The following is a 19,366-nucleotide window of genomic DNA, read 5'->3' on the forward strand; positions in this document are numbered from 1 at the left end:
ATGAAAAAAAATGGCATTTGAAAGTTTAACTGAACGCCTCCAGCAGGCAATGAGCAAACTGCGCAGAAAAGGAAAAGTATCTGAAGCAGATGTAAAAGAAATGATGCGTGAGATTCGTCTAGCTTTATTAGAAGCCGACGTCAATCTCCAGGTTGTAAAAGAGTTTACCAAAAATGTTCGTGAACGGGCAGTTGGGGTAGAAGTATTAGAAAGCTTATCTCCAGCGCAACAGATCGTTAAAATCGTTGATGAAGAATTAACTAAAACATTAGGATCAGAAACAGTTGGGATCGAAAAATCACCGAAGATTCCAACGATCATCATGATGGCTGGTCTGCAAGGGGCAGGGAAAACCACCTTTGCTGGAAAATTAGCCAACCATTTGATCAAAACCGAAAACGCTCGCCCATTAATGATCGCTGGTGACGTGTATCGTCCAGCCGCGATCGACCAGTTGAAAGTATTAGGGCAGCAATTGGATGTACCTGTTTTTGATATGGGAACAGATGTCAGTCCAGTTGAAATCGTGCGTCAAGGACTGGCTTTGGCTCGGGAAAAGAAAAATGACTATGTTTTGATCGATACGGCAGGTCGTTTGCATATCGATGAAAACTTGATGGAAGAGCTAAAACAAATCAAGGACCTGGCACAGCCAAATGAAATTTTACTGGTAGTTGATGCGATGACCGGACAAGATGCTGTCAACGTGGCAGAAAGCTTCAATCAACAACTGGGGATCACAGGGGTGGTCATCACCAAACTAGATGGTGATACTCGTGGCGGGGCGGCATTGTCGATTCGTCAAGTTACTGGCGCTCCAATCAAGTTCACTGGTACCGGTGAAAAATTGACCGACCTTGAAGTATTCCATCCAGATCGGATGTCTAGTCGGATTCTCGGTATGGGTGACATGCTGACTTTGATCGAAAAAGCACAGCAAGATTACGACGAGAAAAAAGCAGAAGAACTTGCTCAAAAAATGAAGGAAAACTCCTTCGACTTCAATGACTTTGTCGAACAGATCGATCAAGTCATGGGCATGGGCCCAATTGAAGATCTCTTAAAAATGATTCCGGGAATGAGCCAAATGCCTGGTATCGAAAATGTCAAAGTTGATCCGAAACAAATTGCTCGGCAAAAAGCCATGGTCTATTCTATGACACCAGCTGAACGGGAAAATCCAGATTTGTTGAATCCAAGCCGCCGTCGTCGGATTGCCGCCGGTTCTGGAAACAGTGTCGTCGAAGTCAACCGCATGATCAAACAATTCAAAGAATCTCGCAAAATGATGCAGCAAATGAGTAAAGGGAATATGAACATTCCTGGCATGGATCAAATGTTTGGCGGTGGGGTCAAAGGGAAACTTGGAAAAATGGCCATGAACCGCATGGTTAAAAAACAAAAGAAGAAAAAGAAAAAACGCAAATAACAATTCTGATGCTAAAAAGGATTGCGTAAAAGACCTGATTAGCGAAGGATTCCAAAAGACATGACCGAAAAAAGGCGCTCAGAGAAACCTCCTTGCTAGAATCAGCAAGAACAGCTTCTCGAATCAAAGCCTTCGACGGTCCTGTTTTTTTATGCAAGCAATGTTTTTTATGGCCTCCTAAAAGGGGAAGCACTTTTTATCGTGTGAGTATGATATCTATGAAAGGCCAAAAATTTTCCACGATTCAAAAGAAACTAGCACCTGTAAAAATAGTAGAAGCAGAACATTCGTGCTTTCTGTCAAATGATGCTACTATTAACTTATAGCAAGTATGAAAGGAGTTTTTTACGATGACAAACAAAGATCGCATTGAAGGAAAAGTAACCGAAACAAAAGGGAAACTTACAGGAGATGACTCCGAAGAATTAAAAGGGAAAACCCAAAATAAATATGGGAAAGCCAAAGATAAGGTTGAAGATTTTGCGGATGATGTTTCTCGCAAAGTAAATGACTTCTTTGACAAAAAAGACGACGACAAACCTAAACATTAAATATAAAAGCGTCCCTACAACAAGAAATTGTTGCCGGGACGCTTTTTTAAATATTGCTGACCTGTTTGTTTTTTCGTTTGTACCACCAATTCATCAGTGCTTTAGGATAGACAAGCAACAAACTGATGAATAAGCAAGCAACCAGCAACAAACCAAGCCGGAGGGCGATATTCCAAAGACTGACATCATATCCTTCGTAGAGATCACGGTAAAAAATTTCTAACGGGTAATAAGATATCATGGATAGATAGAACCAGGTTCCCAAAGAAAGCAGCCAATAAACCGGGGCGCGCAATTTAGGGATCGTTAAATAATCACCATCATTTTCTAAAGAAATTTTCGAGAACACTTTTTCGGCAGCAAGAATCAGCAAGCCGCTCAAGCCGAGGTAAAGGAGCAGCAGCCACCAAGGGTAGACATATCCTTGCGGCCAATCGATCCACGTTTGAAAAGGAAGCAGAAAATCCCCATGACCAAGAAACACAAAACTAAAAAACTCGCGGGTACATTGGAAAAAGCTATACCCCATTGATCCTAGAGAAATAGTGAAGAACATCGATAGCACGCCAGTAAACAGATTCCCCAGCAAAACGCCCAACAGGAGGCCTGTAGCAAATACGAGTAGATTCGTTGCCAAGGTACTAAGGGCAGAAAGCAGCACGTCTTGAAGCGGCACAGCGAGATAGCGAGCTGGGATCATTGTGTATTCGATCAGGATATGACCTAACAGGCCCAACACTAAACAAGCCGTCAAGGGTAAGCCGATAAAAAGCACTTTCTTGCGAAAGACCTGCTTTCTGCTAAAGGGTAAAGCAAATAAAAAGCGATTGAAATGGGTGCGGCCATCGACAAAAAAGGACAAAAAGCCTATAAGAAACAGAAAGACAATCACAAATTGATTCATGGTAGTCATATAAGGGTGATTGTAATAAATCTCATCAGAGTACTCTTTGTTGATCGTCAATGCCGCATCGCGGTACTCTGCCGCCGAATCAAAGTAAACCGGGGTTTCACCGTTGTAGCTTTTGACATAGTACTCACGATTTTCGTTGAAATCTTTGATAAATTCTTCAGACGCCAAATAGCGTTCTTGCTGATGCCAGGCTTTTTGTGATTGCCAGCCAGCACTAATATACATGAAGAGCACGACAAAACAAAAGCCGATCAGCAGCTTGCCGTAGCGTTCTTTAAATAAATTGCTTAACATCGTTTTCCACCTCTATCCTTCCACCAATGCTTCTTGTCGTAAATTTGCTTCAAACAGATCTTCCAAAGTCAAAGGTAATTCTTCAAAAACCAAAGGATCAAGTTGCTGAATCTCAGCCGCCAGCTCTTTTGTGTAATTGTCAAACAAAGCGGTCAAGACTCGGCCTTGCTTTTGAATCAGCTTGGAGTGCTGCTTGATAAGGGGAGGAATCTGTTTGCTGCGAAAGACGAGTTGGAGTTTGCGAGATTGTTCGCGAATCGTTTCCAAACGGTAGTCTCCTTCAATCGTTTTCCCTTTGATCAACAAGGCACGATCAATAATATGTTCTAATTCATTTAGATTATGAGAAGCAATCAATGCGGTACGATTCGATTCGCTGAGGCTTTCCAGCAATAGTCCGATCACTTTTTTACGGACGATCACATCAAGCCCATCAAAAGGTTCATCTAAAAGTAAGAACGTCGCATTTGAGGCAATCGCAAGAATCATTTTATAAAGACCTTGCATACCTTTTGACATCCGTCGGTAGGAAAGCGTCAGAGGAAGACCGTGACTTTGCATCAATTCTAAATAAAGATTTTGATCGAAATTTGGATAAGCAAGCCGATAAAATTGATTGAGCTTTTTCAAAGAGTAGGCCGAAAGAAAGTTTTCTTTTTCATCAATATAAAAAAGTTGTTCTTTTAATTGCGGGTACTGATCCAGGCGTTGGTTATCGATCGAAATTTCGCCATCATCTAATAAATAATGTCCAGCGATCGTTCGAAACAACGTGGTTTTCCCAGAACCATTGCGGCCGATCAATCCTACGATTTCTCCTTTTTCCAAGGAGAAGTTCACGTTTTCTATGATAGTTGTTTGCTCCATTTTCTTGGTCACATGTTCGATCTTCACTGTGGGTCGCCTCCTAACTCTTGTTCAAAGCCATTCATCCAATCGGTCAACTCGCGTATGCTGATCTGTAAATGGCGTGCTTCAATCATCAATTCTTTCAAACGTTCTTTCACTTGTAAGATCCGAATCTCATCGCGAGGCAAGTCCTCGGTGACTTTCACAAAAGTGCCTTTTCCTTTGATGGTGACAAGGACTTGCTCATTTTCCAATACTTTGTAAGCTTTGCTGACGGTATTTGGATTCATCAACAGGTGCTTGGCCATTTCACGAACTGAAGGCACTTGGTCTCCGGCGGTTAGAACACCGTTCAGAATATCTTCTTTGATACTTAAAACCAATTGCTCATAATAAGGTTTGCTGCTGGCTTTGTTAATGCGAACCACAAAATCAGCTCCTTTCATTTATGTGTACTAGTATACGTAGTACACTAGTGGAAGTAAAGTCTTTTATGATAAAATAAGCAAAAAGGAGCTGATGAGAACAATGAAGCGATGTGAGTGGGCCAACAGTACGCCAGCAATGCAAGAGTATCATGATTCGGTCTGGGGAAAACCTGAGTATGAGGATCAGCAGTTATTTCGAAAACTGGTGTTAGATATGAATCAAGCAGGATTGAGCTGGCAAACGATTTTAAATAAAATGGCAAATTTTGATGCAGCATATGATCAGTTTGAAATCACCAAAGTAGCGAACTATACGGTAGAAAAAGTGGAAGAGCTGATGATGAATCCAGGAATCATTCGCAATCGACGAAAGATTGAAGCAGCGATCATCAATGCCCAAGAAGTTTTAAAAATCCAGCAAGAATACGGCAGTTTCTCCGCATTCTTATGGCGATATGTCAATCATGAGCCGATCATCAATGAATTTCAGCAGCAATCCGATGTACCGACCCATTCGGAAATCTCCGATCAGCTAGCAAAAGACTTGAAAAAGCGAGGCTTTAAATTTGTCGGAACGACAACTATTTACGCCTTTATGGAAGCGGTTGGTATGGTCAACGATCACTTAGTCACTTGTGTTTGTCGAAGGTCAGAAGCAATCGTAAAATAAAGGAGTGAGATTAATGGGAAAAGTGATATTTTATGGTGCAATCAGCCTAGATGGCTATTTAGCAGGGCTAGAGGATCAACTGGACTGGCTGTTTCAAACCGATACCGGTGTTGCAACGACCTATGAAGCATTTTTTGCGACTATCGACACGACCGTGATGGGAAGAAAAACCTATCAAGAAGCGAAAAAACTGATGGATGAGGGACCGTTGTATCCTGAAACGACAAATTATGTTTTTTCCCATACCCGAAAAGAACCGCTGCCGGATGCAACCCTAGTGGCATCGGATCCAGTTGCATTTGTTTCAGCATTGAAACAAGAGAAAAACGTATGGGTAGTGGGTGGGGGTTCCTTATTAAAACCCTTACTAGAAGCGGATCTGATCGATGAATGGTTTATTCAAATCGCGCCGGTGCTTTTAGGAGAGGGCAAGCCACTGTTTGAAGCGGGGGATTACGCGAGGCGCTTGACGTTTGTTGAAACAAAACAGATGGGGGAACTGACGGAACTTCATTATGTTCGAAAAGCTGAGCAAGCAAGCGAGTAAAAAATACAAACTATTTTTCTACGCAAAAAAGACCAAGAAACTCAACGCTGAGTTCCTTGGTCTTTTGATACAGATTCATGGATTAGTTGAATCGTTGAAAGAGTTCAATATATTTTGCAATGATCGTTTCAAAGAAGCTTACTGTATCTGGATTGATTTCGTTGTTTTCATCAATCAAGTTGGTGATTCCACCGATATAGGCTTCTGGTTGTTGCAGAGTAGGCATATCCAAAAAGACTAATGATTGACGCAAGTGATGGTTCGCACCAAATCCAGCGATCGCTCCTGGAGAAACGCTGACAACCAATGCTGGTTTACCACCCCAGCTGCTAGCACCATAAGGACGAGAACCGACATCCAAAGCATTTTTCAACGCTGCAGGAACAGAGCGATTGTATTCTGGTGTAAAGAAGAAGACACCATCAACGGCACTTAATACTTCACGAAATGCTGTCCATTCAGCAGGAACTTTTCCTTCAACTTCCAAATCTTCATTGTAAAATGGCAAATTGCCGATCTCAATGAAAGATGCTTCAAAACCTTCTGGTAATAATGATGCGAATTTTTTCGCTACAAGTTTATTAAATGAACCTTCCCGTAAACTGCCGACGATAAAACCAATTTTTTTTGTCATGTAAAATTCCTCCTTGTTGTTTTCTACTCTTTTAGCTTACCAAAAGTAAGTGAATGGTGCAAATAAAACGATTTGACTTTAAAAAGTTTCTCTATCACTAATGATACGCGTCCTGATCCATTCTGGCAAAAGATAACCATGCTCAGAAAATAAGAAAGAAGAAACTTTTTTTAGCTGTAAAGAAAAAACTCTTTACACCACCAGAAAAACCTGTTAAACTAGCTCTTGTGATTAAATCAATGGAGGTGTAAATAATGGCAGTAAAAATTCGTTTAAAACGCATGGGTTCTAAAAAGAAACCTTTTTACCGTATCGTCGTAGCAGATTCACGTTCTCCTCGTGACGGACGTTTCATCGAAACAGTTGGTACTTACAATCCTTTACTAGACCCAGCTGAAGTAACAATCAAAGAAGATCTAGTTCTTGATTGGTTATCTAAAGGTGCGCAACCTTCAGATACAGTTCGTAACATCCTTTCTAAAGAAGGCGTTATGAAAAAACACCACGAAGCAAAATTCACTAAGAAATAAGGTGACTTTGGATGAAAGATTTGCAAGAATTAGTCTTAACGATCGTTTCACCACTTGTTACCAAACCTGAGGATATCAAGCTTGAGCTGGTAGAGTCAGATGATTTCTTGGAATATAATCTTACTGTGGCACCAGAAGATATTGGTCGTATCATCGGTAAACAAGGTCGGGTTGCCAAAGCAATTCGAACGATCGTTTACAGTGTACGGACAAATGGACCAAAGAAAGTTCGTTTGAATATCATTGATGGTAAATAAGCAAGAATGAAAAGCATTTCTCTTTGAGGAATGCTTTTTTTGTAAAATTCATGCTTAAGATGGAGGACAAAAAAAGGTGGTTTTGAGATAATCAAAAGGAGGAGGTGCTTGTATGTCTCAACTAATCGCATGGATCGTCGTTCTTTTGATTCTCGTATTTATTTATAAAATTGGTTCTTTTCTTTGGCGAACGCTAGGGATCTTGTTGTTGCTCTTTTTAATTTGGGTCTATCGTGAGGAGATCATGACGCAATTGAACCAATGGACACAAAACTTTCGTTGGGGCGACCTATCGACGATCGCCAATCAAGTTTGGCAATGGATCAAGGATGGCTTTCAATCACTGCAAAATTGGGTGACAAATCTTTAAAAAATCAACAAAAAAAATGACAGACAATCTGACTTGTTTGTCATTTTTTTTATTGAGGGGTATCCTTTGTATAAGGAGGGGAACATCATGAAAAAAGAACTAGGATTACTCGTTACGCTGCTGACGATGGGCGCCTTAGCTGGCTGCAATAATCAACAGGAACCAGAAACAAGTCAAGCCAGTAGTGCCGAAACAACAGCGACGAGTATGGTGGAAAGTACCCAAACGCAAGCAAGTAGTCAATCAGAAACCAGTCAATCAAGTACGTCTTCTAGTCAGACGGCTTCTAGGGATTCTTCAAACACGAATAGTACTGCAGATATCTACGCTCAAATACAAGCGGTATTCCCTGATCTTGTCTTGCCCAAGGACATTCCACTTGCTTCAGGTAAAGTGTTGAATGCAGCCACAACTGGCAGTCAAGCCGATGCCTCAATTCTTTATTATGGACTTGATCAGCAGTTGCCTCTCAATGACAAGGCTTTGAACGAGGAAACACCGATTGCTGCTTTTCAATCAAAAGAGTATCAATCAGCGGATGAAGCTGCCGCAGCGGTCAATGTAACAGCTGATGATGGCGGACAAGCCGTTGATCTCGGATATGGGATTACTGGGCATATGCAAGGAGCTGCTGGCTCCAGTTATTTGAGCTGGCAAGAAGGAAATTGGTCATTGACTGTTCGAGCAGTCAACCAAGAAGAACAAGATCCTGTGCCGGTTGCCAAAGAAGTGGTGGCGTATCTGGAAGAAGCTATGCTCCCAGCGCCTGAGGTCGGTCAAATCACCATCGATATGGGAAAAAATGACCATACAGCAACTACCGTGGTCTGGCAACAAGAAAAGACCCTTCGAACGGTGCAACATCAAGATGCACGTTCGGCATTGAAAATGGCCGTTTCTATGAATCAATAAAGCTTATATTAGGACAATGCCCCTTTGATCAAGCGTCGAAGGGGCGTTTTTCGCGCGATGATTTTGAGGAAAACAGGGGGCGCTAGGAAACGGCTAGAATTCAGTACTTTGCTATGCTAAAATAGAACAGAAGTTAGAAGAAATGGGGAACGAACGTGACAGAATATTTAAACGTAGGGAAAATCGTCAATACACATGGGATCCGTGGAGAAGTACGAGTGATATCGCAAACGGATTTTCCAGAAGAACGCTACCGTAAAGGGGCTGAATTGACACTTTTTCGTGAAAATAAAGAGCCATTACCATTGATCGTTTCAGGTCATCGCAAACATAAAAATTTTGATTTGTTAACGTTTGAGGGCTATCCCAACATCAACGACGTTGAACCGTTTCGTAACGGCATTTTAAAAGTTACCAAGGATGATTTGGTGGATCTAGCAGAAAATGAGTTTTACTACCATGAAATTATTGGTCTGGAAGTCGTCGAAGAGGATGGCACAGTCATTGGTAAAGTCAAAGAGATCCTTTCACCAGGCGCCAATGATGTTTGGGTGGTACAGCGAAAAGGGAAGAAGGATGCCTTGATTCCTTATATCGAGTCGGTTGTCCACACGATCGATCTTGAAAATGGTCAGGTCACTGTGGAAATCCCAGAAGGGTTGTTAGACGATGAGAATTGATGTGCTGACACTATTTCCACGAATGTTTGAAGGGCCTCTAGGAGAGTCGATCATCGGCAAAGCACGGGAAAAGGAACTGTTAGAAATCAACGTCTCTAATTTCCGTGATTATTCTGACAACAAACATCAAACAGTGGATGACTATCCTTATGGTGGCGGAGCAGGAATGTTATTAAAAGTCCAACCTGTCTATGACAATATCAAAGCGATCGAAGAAGCAACACCAGAAACGAAAAAGCGGGTGATCCTATTAGACCCAGCGGGAAAACCCTTTGATCAAAAGATGGCGGAAGAATTCTCTACCGAAGAGCACCTTGTTTTTATTTGCGGTCACTATGAAGGCTATGATGAACGAATCCGTTCATTGGTCACTGATGAAGTGTCACTGGGGGATTACGTCTTGACTGGCGGCGAATTGGGGGCAATGGTCATGATCGATGCGACGGTCAGGCTATTACCAGAAGTTTTGGGCAATCAAACCTCCGCACAAACTGATTCTCATTCCACTGGTTTATTAGAGCATCCGCAATATACACGCCCGGCAGAGTTCAAAGGCATGAAAGTGCCGGAAGTTTTGATGAATGGCAATCATAAACTGATCGAGCAGTGGCAATTAAAAGAATCATTGCGCCGAACGTATCAGCGACGTCCAGATATGCTGGAAACTTATCCGCTGACCGCTGAAATGCAGAAGCTTTTAAAAGAAATTGAAGACGAAGCGAAGACTGGCAACTAAAATAGTGCCAGTTTTTTTGATATTCTGCGCTATGACAAGAAAATTCTCTTTACAGCCTGTGGTCGACTGTGGTAAGATATTTCAGTGAGTGTAAACTCAACTATTACGATGTTCCGCTGGAGCTTTCATGCTTTAAGAATGTTTGGGAATAAGGAGAATGATAAACATGAATCCATTGATTCAAGAACTAACTCAAGAACAATTACGTACTGACATCCCAGCTTTCCGTCCTGGGGACACTGTTCGCGTTCACGCGAAAGTTGTCGAAGGAACTCGCGAACGTATTCAGTTATTTGAAGGTGTTGTCATCAAACGCCGCGGTGCTGGTATCAGCGAAACTTATACAGTTCGTAAAGTATCAAACGGTGTAGGTGTTGAACGTACCTTCCCATTGCACACACCACGTGTTGCACAAATCGAAGTTGTTCGTTACGGTAAAGTACGTCGTGCAAAATTGTACTACTTGCGTGCATTACACGGAAAAGCAGCTCGTATCAAAGAAATTCGTCGTTAATCATTTATTATCAGATGAAGCAAAAGCCCTTGATTTCAAGGGCTTTTTTCTTTTGTTTGGCGTTATGTTCTATCATTTTAAAGTTCTAGAATTGATTAATTGTGGGAAAAAGGGTAGGCTGTTACAGTGTTTTCTTTCTTCATAGATAAAAAGACAAAGTACTGGTTATAGTACTTTGTCTATCGAGAGGCTGTCCATTGTTAGGACGAGCTTTTTTTAATTAGCTTTGTCTATTCATCCCTTGAAACAACAACCATAGATTTGATCGTTTTTCGTTCCTGCATATCGGCATAGGCTTGGTTGATATCATCTAAATCATAGGTTTGGGTGAAAACGCGGCCTGGATTGATAGTACCATCAAGCACCGCTTTTAACAGGATTTCCTTATCATATGTTGTGACCGATGCAGATCCTCCCGCAATGGAAATGTTTTGAGCAAAAGTGGAACCGATTGGTCGATTGTCATAGTGAGGGACGCCGACATAACCTACACGACCACCATTATGCAATACACCAAGGGCTTGTGTAATGGCAGCTTCTGTACCAACACATTCAAGAGCAGCATCCGCGCCTCCGCCAAGGATCTCGCGTACCTTCGCGATTCCCTCTTCACCACGCTCAGCCACAACAGCTGTAGCACCTGATTGAAGAGCCATTTCTTGTCGATCTTTATGACGGCTCATTAAAATAATTTGGGAAGCCCCACGCATTTTTGCCGCGATGACAGCACATTGTCCTACGGCACCATCGCCAATCACGACGACTTTATCCCCTTTTTCTACATGTGCACAACGTGCCGCATGATATCCTGTGGGCATAACATCTGCCAAAGTTAAAAGAGACTTGATCATACCTTCCGTATAATCAGCTGGCTGACCTGGAACTTTTACAAGGGCCCAGTTGCCGTAATGGAAGTTAATATACTCAGATTGGAAACCGTTAGACCAATTCGTTGTACCTTGATGACGGTCGCATGTGCCATCAAAGCCGGCACGGCAAGCATCACATTCACCACAACCATGGGTGAAGGGGACGATGACAAAATCTCCAAGTTTCACAGTCGTAATGTCTGGACCGATTTCTTCAACGATGCCTAATGCCTCATGACCATCATTAACTGAATGAGGTTCTTTACTATCGCCATGGGCATACGACCAAAGATCAGAACCGCAAACACATGCTCGGACAACTTTAATAATAACATCATCGGCTGCTTGTAAAGTTGGCTTTTTTACTTCTTCCACTTTAACTAATCCTGCTTTTTCAAAAATTGCTGCTCTCATATAAATCCTTCTTTCTTAAGTTAGTATTGTTAGTATAAATGTTAAAGTTAACTTTAGGTCAAGAAAAAGGCACATCAAGAAATGACGTTCTCTAAAAAATTCCATTCAGGTTTTCCTTCAAGAGCAAACGTAGTGCTAACAAAAATAATTATTTCTATTCGTTAGCCGTTTCTTACGATGTTTCAAGTGGAGCATGCGCAAATGACGCCTGGAGACGGTTTGTCATTCAAACCGCCTGCCGTTTCTGAAACTTCTATCCAACTTCCCTCAATGCTTCATTTGGCGCAACAAAAATTACATGTACGTCAGAGTAACTTTTTTCATAAATGATTTTAGCTTATCTAGCAGAGGATACCATGAAATGATCGTCTAAAGTTTTGCGAAGACAGAATACTTTCTTCAGATTCAAGTTTATTTCCCTCTCAACAACTGTTACTGATCAGCAGTTTTTTATAAAAAAGGCAAAGAGGCAATAAACGGAGATTTTAATTAAACGTTCACTACACATTTAGGCTATAGAAGTTCATTTTGAGTGATTAGGTAGTTGCTGATTGATTACTATGTTTTTCCGTATTATGTGCCGATCGTAGTTGGGGAGCCTTTTGGGCTTTTTGATTTTGACACAGTAAGGCCAGGAAGCAGGTTATGGGATGTTTCTTATGCTGCGTACCGCTGGGTACCCTTGTATTTTGATGGCAACAGTCGTCTGAGTGAAACACAATGCCATCGATTGAAACTTTTTGTGGATACTTATCGGCTGTCCAATAATGACAGAGTACAGATTGTCGATTGTTTGATCGACCGCCTTTGTGCACTAGTTGCTTTTATGAGTAGAAAAGGAGAAGAAGGGAATGGGAATTTTCAGAAAAACATTGACGAGGGACATCTTGCTAAATACCAATATGACATTCAGCGCCTGAAAGAAAATAAATCCCAAATCATCGACTTGATAAAAAAATAGAAGGATAGGGAATGATTTAAAAAAGTTTACATGATAGCGGAAGTCTCTCTTGATATTTCTAATTATAGAAACGTTATTTACATCGGTGATTTCTCTCGTTTTTTTGTCTTTATCTTTTATCTAATTCGGTATTAAAGAAAAAAACTTGAATTATTTCATTATTTTTTTCTAATAAATGATTACAGAAAAAAGCAATATATTCCCCTTTTTTCGATGATTTCTATGGTAATCTTCTCGATAGAGAACTTTCTTTTATCTAGCTATTACTGACCTCTATGCGTTAGTTAATTACTTCACAAATAAAAGGAAGTTCTTTATTTAAACGAATTGAAAGAGGTGTCTTTGTGAAAGCAGCTGTAGTATCAAAAGATAAGGTTGTAAAAATCGAAGAAAAAGAATTGAGAGCGCTTCGTCCGAATGAAGCATTATTAGAAATGGAGTGTTGCGGTGTCTGCCACACTGACTTGCATGTAAAAGATGGCGACTTTGGCGATGCATCTGGAATCGTACTTGGTCACGAGGGAATCGGTAAAGTCGTTGCGATCGGTGATGATGTTACTTCTCTAGCAATTGGTGACCGTGCAAGTGTTGCTTGGTTGTATGAAAGCTGTGGATCATGTGAATACTGTGTGAACGGGAATGAGTCATTATGTCGTTCTGTTAGAAATGCCGGCTATTCTGTAGATGGTGGTATGGCTGAAGAGTGTATCGTTGTAGCTGACTATGCAGTGAAGGTACCTGAGGACTTAGGTTCTGCTGAAGCCAGTAGCATTACTTGTGCAGGCGTAACGACATATAAAGCGGTGAAAGTTTCTGATATTAAACCAGGTCAATGGATCGCCATCTATGGTTTAGGCGGATTAGGAAACTTAGCCTTGCAATATGCAAAAAATGTCTTCAATGCAAAAGTGATTGGGATCGACATCAACGACAAGCAGTTGGACTTTGCAAAAGATCACGGCGCTGACCTTGTGATCAATCCTGCGAAAGAAGATGCAGCGAAAGTCATTCAAGAAGCAACCGGTGGCGCACATGCAGCTGTTGTAACTGCTGTTTCAAAAGCAGCCTTCAACTCTGCTGTCGATGCCGTTCGTGCGGGCGGTACGATTGTAGCAGTCGGTCTTCCACCAGAAAGCATGGACTTGAACATTCCGCGGCTTGTATTGGACGGTATTAAGATTGTTGGCTCTCTTGTCGGAACACGAACTGATTTAGCAGAGGCTTTCCAATTTGCAGCTGAAGGAAAAGTCGTTCCTAAAGTTGTTATGCGTCAGTTAGAAGAGATCAATGATATTTTTGATGAAATGCTCTCTGGCCAAATCAAAGGGCGGATGGTCATAGATTTTCAAGAAAAATAAATGGAAAGAGAAATACCAACAGATAAATTTTAAACGAAGGAGAAAAATTCGTGTGTAATTTATTGATCATTGACAGCAATGAGCGAGGAGCAGTTAATGATATGATTCGTTTGATCGATCGTCATTTCCCAAATGTCATCTTACTTCCGACGGTTGATTCGAAAAAAGCGCTTCAGCGAACATGTCTTGAGCAAACGGTTGAAATTGCAGTGATCAATGCGGATGGCGAAGGAGACTGTTTTGAATTATACAAAGAATTGCTCTCTTTTTGCCGAATGCAAAAGCAATTTTGTATTCTGCAGTAGAAAGCTTTGCTATCGCTCAAAAAGCGTTGCGTTACGGCTTGATCGATTATTTAGTGGAACCGATCACCAATGATTTTGTTTATGCATTAGACCGGGGGATTCAATCCATCAATCAGATTTCCTTACTGCACGTCGAGAAAAACAATGAAGCTTCTCCTTCGCTTTCTTTAAGACATAAGATATTGCGCTATATTCATGAAAATTATAGAGAACATATTACGTTAGACACTTTAGCAGATCACCTGCATTTAAGCCGGTATCACACCAGCCGTTTGATCAAGAATACCTTAGGAATGACCTTTTCATTGTACTTGATGATTTATCGTATTGAAGTTGCCAAAAAAGAACTCTCAACAAGTGATCGATCAATCAATGAAATCTCTGTCAGAGTGGGATTCAATGATCCAAATTATTTTAGTAAGAAATTTAAAAAAGCAACTAGTTATACGCCCAAAGAGTATCGAAAAATTTATCGTGGGAAAGCTACCGTGATCGATTCAAGACTTGAGTTTTGAGTATTAAAAAAAGTAGAGTAGCTTGCGTTGAATTGATCAGCGAAAAAATGGCTTCTATGCGATGCGTATTTGGGTACTTTTTCATAGGTAAGAAAAGCAAAAAGGTCTTGCATGCAAAGACCTTTTTTTACTTAAAAAAACATTTTTGGATGAGCTGATAGAAACCAAGAGCAAATGATAAGGTTTGATGTTTTTGTGAATCAACTGATAGGTGGTATAATGAGAGCGGATTCGTTAATGCAGCTTATCAAAGAAAAGAGGCAAGAAAATGGCGAACAAAATGGTGTTTATAAATTTGCCTGTCACTGATATCAAACGTGCAACCTCCTTTTATGAAGCGTTGGGATTTGTCAAAAATGAAGAGTTCTCAAACGAGACTAGCAGCGGGATGGTTTGGAGTGAATCGATTTGGGTGATGTTGTTAGAACATGAGTTTTATCAACAGTTTCTGAATGGCAGACGTATTGCGGATACGAAGAACACAAGTGGTGCATTGATTGCGTTTAGCTTCGATACTCCAGAAGAAGCGAAGAATTTTGCAAAAATCGCTGAAGAAAATGGTGGACAGTCGTTCCAAGTTGATATGGGGATTCCAGAGGACATGATGGTCGGCTATGAAATCGTTGATCCCGACGGTAATCAGCTTGAATCAGCGTGGATGAATGGCTATTAGCAAAGTGATCGTTTAAATAAAAAGTAAAAAAGTGGTTCAGTATGCAGTTCCTTCAAGAAGTTAGGCTTTTGTGCTAACTTTTTGAGGGCTGTTTTTTTTTGACGGGATTCTTGAGTTTTGCAAGATTGATCAGTCCCCTTTGTCTAAATGCTAAAAAAGAGGTATGATACAAGAAAAAGGAGTGGAGACGAAGTGAAATATTCAACCAAATACAGCGACGCCATTCACATCCTCGCTTACATCCACCTCTTTAAAGGAACTGATTTATCAAGTGATCGGATCGCCCAGAGCGTTGAAACGAATCCTGCTTATGTTCGCCGGATTATGAGTGATTTACGGGTTGCTGGATTGATCGAAAGCCAAAGAGGAAAACCAAACCCTAAACTAACGAAGGAACCAAATGAGATTTCTTTGTTAGACATTTATGCGAGTGTTGAAAAAGATCACCATCTTTTACATGCAGACAAAAAAACCAACCCCAACTGCTTAATTGGGGGGAATATTCAAACGGTATTAGAAGAAACCTATGATGTGCTGCAAAAGAAAATCGAGCAGGAGATGAGTGCCATCTCGCTGCAATCAATCATTGAAGGCATTCGAGGAGAAGCCAAACAGTAGATTGAACGGACACAACACAGTAAAAAGAACTTTCACCTGCTAAGCAATTTCTTGACAGGAAAGAAAGTTTCTTTTATACTCTAGTTGTAACTTGTTTAGTAACAACTTTTTTAGTCAAACAAAAGATGAGGAAGGATGATTATCATGAAAATCGGTGTTATTGGCGCAACAGGAAATGCAGGTTCAGCTATTTATCAAGAAGCAGTACAGCGAGGACATGAGGTGACTGCTATCGTTAGAAATGAAGCTAAAGCCAAAGAACAATTTGGTGATACAGTCAAAACACTTACAAAAGATGCTTTTTCGTTAACAGAAGGAGACCTCGACGGGTTTGACGTATTGGTCGATGCGTTTGCGACAAGTCCTGACCAAGCGTACTTGCATGTGGATTTGGCAGCAAAATTAGTGCACCTGTTTCGAGAAAAGAACACACGCTTGTTCTTCATTTTAGGAGCTGGCAGCCTGTTCAACGAAGCGGGCGAACGCAATCTTACCGAATTAAAAAAAGCCCCAGGAAGTGAAAGCTGGATTGCGATTCCAGAAAATCAGCTAGACGAATACCTCTTTTTAGAAACCGTCAAAAATGTCCCTTGGGTGGGGATTTCTCCTGGGAACGTCTTTCAAGAAGGACCAGCTAAACCAGCGATTTTAGGGAAAGATCACTTGCTATTCAATGACCAAAAGGAATCAGTAACATCCAGTGGTACGTTAGCCAAAGCAATCCTTGATGAAATCGAAACAGTGCGACATGAAAATACTCGTTTTACTGTGATTGATGCAGAGTAGTTCAGCAGATGATTGAGAAGGAGAACCCAATCGATCGAGATCGGTTGCTGACAAAGGTTAGCAAGTAGACTGATTCAGGCGACTTCTCTTTATTCACATTTTTTGTTTCCAGTACCCAGCAATTTAGACGAGACAAATCCTCTGTGTTTGCTTATAATCAAGGACAGAGGTGAGAAAATGAATAAAAAAATCGAAGCGTATGAATTGATGCTTCTGCAATTAAAAGGGTTGTTAGAAGCGGAGAGTAATTGGATCGCCAATCTAGCCAACTCTTCTGCTTTACTGAATGAAACATTGGAAGATACAGTATTTGCCGGCTACTACTTATTTGAAGAAGGCGAACTGATCTTAGGCCCATTCCAAGGAAGAGTATCTTGCACCAGAATCACATTAGGCAAAGGGGTTTGTGGGGAATCAGCGGAGAAAAAAACCACATTGATCGTACCCAATGTCAAAGAACATGAAAATTATATTTCTTGTGACTCAGCAGCAACGTCTGAAATCGTAGTTCCCATGGTAGCTGGTAATCAGCTGCTTGGCGTGCTGGATATCGATAGTGGAAAAACAAACAGCTATGATGCGATCGATCAGAAATATCTGGAAGAATTTGCGGCGTTATTGGTAGCAAGTCGCCAATAAAGCACTTGTTTTTTAATATTAACGTAAAAACAACATAATGTTTTAAAGCGAAGCGTTCATTGAATATGAACGCTTTTTTTAGTTATTATTTACAAATTACGGGCATATTGCTTTATTTAATTAAAATTAGATGATAATATGATAATACAATTAGAAAAATGAATTTTTAAGGAGAGAATTATGGAAGCAGAAACAATTGTATTAGGTAAAGCATATGAATGTAAACCAGTTGGCTTACAAAGCCGTGTGATCGGTGAAGTGGTCAGAAAAATGGAAAGGTGTGTCGTATTAAATGTGATTCGCTATGATGGAATCGATCATGAAGATATCGAAGAACGTTGCGGACGAGTAGTTGCAAAATACAATGAGATCTATCAACCAGCACTAGTTGAGTGCTTTTTTAGCTGATCCATTGGTAATCACCCAATCAAAATAAAATGAAACCATGCACGTAAACCAATTCCCTTAAAAAAGGGGCTGTTTCTTGGAAGCAGCCTCTTTTTTTGATTCTTCGACACAGCTGCGTAGAAAAATACATGCTATAATGGGCGAGAAACTAGCAGAAAGCAGGGAGCAAAATGGAATTAGAAAAAACGGTCATTGATGACAAACAGATGCTTTTTGAATTGCCGCAGGAAGCAGGGCAACTGCAAATTGTTAAAGGAAAACTTATTGAAGCAAAAGACAATACCGTCCTCTTAGCCATAAAAAAAGGCCAATTACTATCAGTAACAGATGAGAAAACATTTGATGACAAGCAAGAATATGACCGCTTAATAATCCTTACACCACCTTGGGAGATCATGGCGCCATACTTAGCGGCCTATTATCAAGAGAAATACCAACTGACCAACGCTTCCAACGCACCTATCGTGATTCCACAGGAACTGCAACAAAAGGTCGCTGTTTGTGCGGAACCATTTGATTGCTTGATCGATTTTCTGGGTTATGTATCCACCAGCAAAAAGGAAACGAAAGCGGTGAAAAAAGGGAGCAAGCCTCGTCATAAATGGTCAAAAGAATTACAAGATGAACCCTTTATGGTGGATTATCAAGGAAGTACAGCAACGGTCTATTGGCAGAAACGCAACGAGGTTCGAATTGAAAAAGGCGCTACCTTGCGTCAAGAGGTTCCATTGAACAAAGACGGCTCGGTGGGCTTTTCAGCTCGATTAGCAGAAAAGATACGGCAAGAGAATCAATCAGCGATCAAAGAGGGACGAACGATTGAAGACGTCGTATTAAAAAGTGTCAATGAGGTCGGCATGTTTCTTTACTATGGGGGGACCAATGGCTGGCTTCAATTAAAAGATCAGCAAGGAAGAACCCTGAACGAGCGAACGGTGGAATAGAAAAGAGAGATACTGAACAAGAAAGCGATCCACCAAAGCGAACGGAATCAGCTTTGGTGGATCGCTCTTATAGTCTAACTAGGACTAGGTTCTTCATCGATCAAGACAAATTCTTGGCCGGTCTTGGACAAAACAAGGCTCGGTTTTGCAGTTCCTTCCTTTTCAGCTCGATACGCCTCTCGGTGCTTTTGCAGATGTTCGGGGCGTTTTAACCAAGCTTGAAAGGCTTTTTTCTCAGTCCATTTTGACACTAACTGGAAAACGAGGCGGTCTTTTGATTCTGAAAACCAAGCTTCAGCAGAGTGACACCCAGCAAATGTTTTCATTGAGGCGGTATCTTTTTTCATTTTAGCAAGAAAGATGTCTTTGCCTTCTGGAATGACTTCAAACGCAACGGTACGGATATACATGAAATTCCTCCTTTGACTGTGAGTGCTTTCATTTAGTATAGCGCTAATTGAGAATCATTGTCAATTAGCTTGGGGAATTGGTACGTTTTTATCGATTTTTACTTTTTGATTAAATCCTTCAAAAGCCTTGAACAAATGAAAAAAGTACGTAT

Annotated in this window: 27 protein-coding genes; 21 read left to right on the top strand and 6 right to left on the bottom strand. The window is 40.9% G+C overall.

What is annotated here, in order from left to right; all coding sequences use genetic code 11:
* The first annotated feature begins 10 nt into the window (after nucleotides 1–10).
* Both ffh and IGI84_RS04310 read left to right on the top strand, forming a co-directional pair.
* Nucleotides 11–1,429 (top strand): signal recognition particle protein, encoded by a 1,419-nt coding sequence (gene ffh, locus IGI84_RS04305; protein ID WP_005228902.1) that lies wholly within the window; start codon nucleotides 11–13, stop codon nucleotides 1,427–1,429.
* Nucleotides 1,430–1,779: 350 nt separating this feature from the next.
* Complete coding sequence (locus IGI84_RS04310; RefSeq protein WP_008377398.1) at nucleotides 1,780–1,980, top strand: CsbD family protein; 201 nt, start codon at nucleotides 1,780–1,782, stop codon at nucleotides 1,978–1,980.
* A 46-nt stretch (nucleotides 1,981–2,026) separates the two neighbouring features.
* Here the strand turns inward: IGI84_RS04310 and IGI84_RS04315 are convergent, their stop codons facing one another.
* From IGI84_RS04315 to IGI84_RS04325, 3 genes are read right to left on the bottom strand one after another with little or no spacing between them, the layout of a single operon-like run.
* Nucleotides 2,027–3,187, bottom strand: coding sequence for an ABC transporter permease (locus IGI84_RS04315; RefSeq protein ID WP_430600816.1), 1,161 nt, complete (start codon nucleotides 3,185–3,187; stop codon nucleotides 2,027–2,029).
* A gap of 12 nt (nucleotides 3,188–3,199) precedes the next feature.
* The gene (locus IGI84_RS04320) at nucleotides 3,200–4,081 is read right to left on the bottom strand and encodes an ABC transporter ATP-binding protein (protein WP_077453500.1); all 882 of its coding nucleotides are present in this window, start codon (nucleotides 4,079–4,081) and stop codon (nucleotides 3,200–3,202) included.
* Nucleotides 4,078–4,464, bottom strand: coding sequence for a GntR family transcriptional regulator (locus IGI84_RS04325; protein WP_170920129.1), 387 nt, complete (start codon nucleotides 4,462–4,464; stop codon nucleotides 4,078–4,080). Before IGI84_RS04325 ends, IGI84_RS04320 begins: the two co-directional genes overlap by 4 nt.
* A gap of 100 nt (nucleotides 4,465–4,564) precedes the next feature.
* Here IGI84_RS04325 and IGI84_RS04330 point away from each other — a divergent pair, with 100 nt between their 5' ends.
* The gene (locus IGI84_RS04330) at nucleotides 4,565–5,134 is read left to right on the top strand and encodes a DNA-3-methyladenine glycosylase I (protein ID WP_430600819.1); all 570 of its coding nucleotides are present in this window, start codon (nucleotides 4,565–4,567) and stop codon (nucleotides 5,132–5,134) included.
* Nucleotides 5,135–5,147: 13 nt separating this feature from the next.
* The gene (locus IGI84_RS04335) at nucleotides 5,148–5,681 is read left to right on the top strand and encodes a dihydrofolate reductase family protein (RefSeq protein ID WP_081118434.1); all 534 of its coding nucleotides are present in this window, start codon (nucleotides 5,148–5,150) and stop codon (nucleotides 5,679–5,681) included.
* A gap of 82 nt (nucleotides 5,682–5,763) precedes the next feature.
* Here the strand turns inward: IGI84_RS04335 and IGI84_RS04340 are convergent, their stop codons facing one another.
* A complete protein-coding gene (locus tag IGI84_RS04340) occupies nucleotides 5,764–6,315 on the bottom strand; it encodes an NAD(P)H-dependent oxidoreductase (RefSeq protein ID WP_220427103.1) in 552 nt (183 codons plus the stop codon).
* Between the two features lie 254 nt (nucleotides 6,316–6,569).
* Here IGI84_RS04340 and rpsP point away from each other — a divergent pair, with 254 nt between their 5' ends.
* The 7 genes from rpsP to rplS all read left to right on the top strand — a co-directional run bounded on the left by rpsP (nucleotide 6,570) and on the right by rplS (nucleotide 10,314).
* Entirely contained in the window at nucleotides 6,570–6,845 is a 276-nt protein-coding gene (gene rpsP, locus IGI84_RS04345) for a 30S ribosomal protein S16 (protein ID WP_005228917.1), read from the top strand.
* 11 nt (nucleotides 6,846–6,856) lie between these two features.
* Nucleotides 6,857–7,102, top strand: a complete 246-nt coding sequence (locus tag IGI84_RS04350) for a KH domain-containing protein (RefSeq protein ID WP_005228918.1) — start codon at nucleotides 6,857–6,859, stop codon at nucleotides 7,100–7,102.
* Nucleotides 7,103–7,214: 112 nt separating this feature from the next.
* Nucleotides 7,215–7,472, top strand: a complete 258-nt coding sequence (locus IGI84_RS04355) for a hypothetical protein (protein WP_005228919.1) — start codon at nucleotides 7,215–7,217, stop codon at nucleotides 7,470–7,472.
* 87 nt (nucleotides 7,473–7,559) lie between these two features.
* The gene (locus IGI84_RS04360) at nucleotides 7,560–8,384 is read left to right on the top strand and encodes a hypothetical protein (protein WP_430600821.1); all 825 of its coding nucleotides are present in this window, start codon (nucleotides 7,560–7,562) and stop codon (nucleotides 8,382–8,384) included.
* Between the two features lie 155 nt (nucleotides 8,385–8,539).
* Complete coding sequence (rimM, locus tag IGI84_RS04365; RefSeq protein ID WP_005228921.1) at nucleotides 8,540–9,064, top strand: ribosome maturation factor RimM; 525 nt, start codon at nucleotides 8,540–8,542, stop codon at nucleotides 9,062–9,064.
* Nucleotides 9,054–9,800, top strand: coding sequence for a tRNA (guanosine(37)-N1)-methyltransferase TrmD (trmD, locus tag IGI84_RS04370; protein ID WP_074536035.1), 747 nt, complete (start codon nucleotides 9,054–9,056; stop codon nucleotides 9,798–9,800). Before rimM ends, trmD begins: the two co-directional genes overlap by 11 nt.
* 166 nt (nucleotides 9,801–9,966) lie before the next feature.
* Nucleotides 9,967–10,314 carry a 50S ribosomal protein L19 gene (gene rplS, locus IGI84_RS04375; RefSeq protein WP_002357176.1) on the top strand — a complete coding sequence of 116 codons (348 nt, stop codon included), beginning with the start codon at nucleotides 9,967–9,969 and terminating at the stop codon, nucleotides 10,312–10,314.
* Between the two features lie 230 nt (nucleotides 10,315–10,544).
* Here the strand turns inward: rplS and IGI84_RS04380 are convergent, their stop codons facing one another.
* On the bottom strand, nucleotides 10,545–11,597 hold the full coding sequence (locus tag IGI84_RS04380) for a zinc-binding dehydrogenase (protein ID WP_430600823.1): 1,053 nt from the start codon (nucleotides 11,595–11,597) through the stop codon (nucleotides 10,545–10,547).
* A gap of 544 nt (nucleotides 11,598–12,141) precedes the next feature.
* Here IGI84_RS04380 and IGI84_RS04385 point away from each other — a divergent pair.
* The 10 genes from IGI84_RS04385 to IGI84_RS04430 all read left to right on the top strand — a co-directional run bounded on the left by IGI84_RS04385 (nucleotide 12,142) and on the right by IGI84_RS04430 (nucleotide 18,804).
* The gene (locus IGI84_RS04385; protein WP_430600825.1) at nucleotides 12,142–12,558 is read left to right on the top strand and encodes a hypothetical protein; all 417 of its coding nucleotides are present in this window, start codon (nucleotides 12,142–12,144) and stop codon (nucleotides 12,556–12,558) included.
* A 344-nt stretch (nucleotides 12,559–12,902) separates the two neighbouring features.
* Nucleotides 12,903–13,916, top strand: coding sequence for an alcohol dehydrogenase AdhP (gene adhP, locus IGI84_RS04390; protein ID WP_077454243.1), 1,014 nt, complete (start codon nucleotides 12,903–12,905; stop codon nucleotides 13,914–13,916).
* Between the two features lie 50 nt (nucleotides 13,917–13,966).
* A complete protein-coding gene (locus IGI84_RS04395; protein ID WP_430600827.1) occupies nucleotides 13,967–14,221 on the top strand; it encodes a hypothetical protein in 255 nt (84 codons plus the stop codon).
* Nucleotides 14,185–14,736, top strand: coding sequence for a helix-turn-helix domain-containing protein (locus tag IGI84_RS04400; protein WP_430600829.1), 552 nt, complete (start codon nucleotides 14,185–14,187; stop codon nucleotides 14,734–14,736). Before IGI84_RS04395 ends, IGI84_RS04400 begins: the two co-directional genes overlap by 37 nt.
* Before the next feature lie 268 nt (nucleotides 14,737–15,004).
* Nucleotides 15,005–15,409, top strand: coding sequence for a VOC family protein (locus IGI84_RS04405; RefSeq protein WP_096742382.1), 405 nt, complete (start codon nucleotides 15,005–15,007; stop codon nucleotides 15,407–15,409).
* A gap of 192 nt (nucleotides 15,410–15,601) precedes the next feature.
* A complete protein-coding gene (locus IGI84_RS04410; protein ID WP_077454240.1) occupies nucleotides 15,602–16,027 on the top strand; it encodes an Rrf2 family transcriptional regulator in 426 nt (141 codons plus the stop codon).
* 135 nt (nucleotides 16,028–16,162) lie between these two features.
* A complete protein-coding gene (locus tag IGI84_RS04415) occupies nucleotides 16,163–16,813 on the top strand; it encodes an NAD(P)H-binding protein (RefSeq protein WP_077454239.1) in 651 nt (216 codons plus the stop codon).
* Between the two features lie 177 nt (nucleotides 16,814–16,990).
* A complete protein-coding gene (locus IGI84_RS04420) occupies nucleotides 16,991–17,452 on the top strand; it encodes a GAF domain-containing protein (RefSeq protein WP_430600831.1) in 462 nt (153 codons plus the stop codon).
* 180 nt (nucleotides 17,453–17,632) lie between these two features.
* Nucleotides 17,633–17,860, top strand: coding sequence for a hypothetical protein (locus IGI84_RS04425; protein WP_005237217.1), 228 nt, complete (start codon nucleotides 17,633–17,635; stop codon nucleotides 17,858–17,860).
* A 170-nt stretch (nucleotides 17,861–18,030) separates the two neighbouring features.
* A complete protein-coding gene (locus tag IGI84_RS04430) occupies nucleotides 18,031–18,804 on the top strand; it encodes a hypothetical protein (RefSeq protein WP_430600833.1) in 774 nt (257 codons plus the stop codon).
* Between the two features lie 74 nt (nucleotides 18,805–18,878).
* Here IGI84_RS04430 and IGI84_RS04435 read toward each other — a convergent pair whose 3' ends face one another.
* Nucleotides 18,879–19,214 carry an antibiotic biosynthesis monooxygenase family protein gene (locus IGI84_RS04435; protein WP_430600834.1) on the bottom strand — a complete coding sequence of 112 codons (336 nt, stop codon included), beginning with the start codon at nucleotides 19,212–19,214 and terminating at the stop codon, nucleotides 18,879–18,881.
* Nucleotides 19,215–19,366: the final 152 nt, after the last annotated feature.

Source organism: Enterococcus sp. DIV0008, assembly GCF_050542615.1.
GTDB classification, from domain to species: domain Bacteria; phylum Bacillota; class Bacilli; order Lactobacillales; family Enterococcaceae; genus Enterococcus_D; species Enterococcus_D innesii.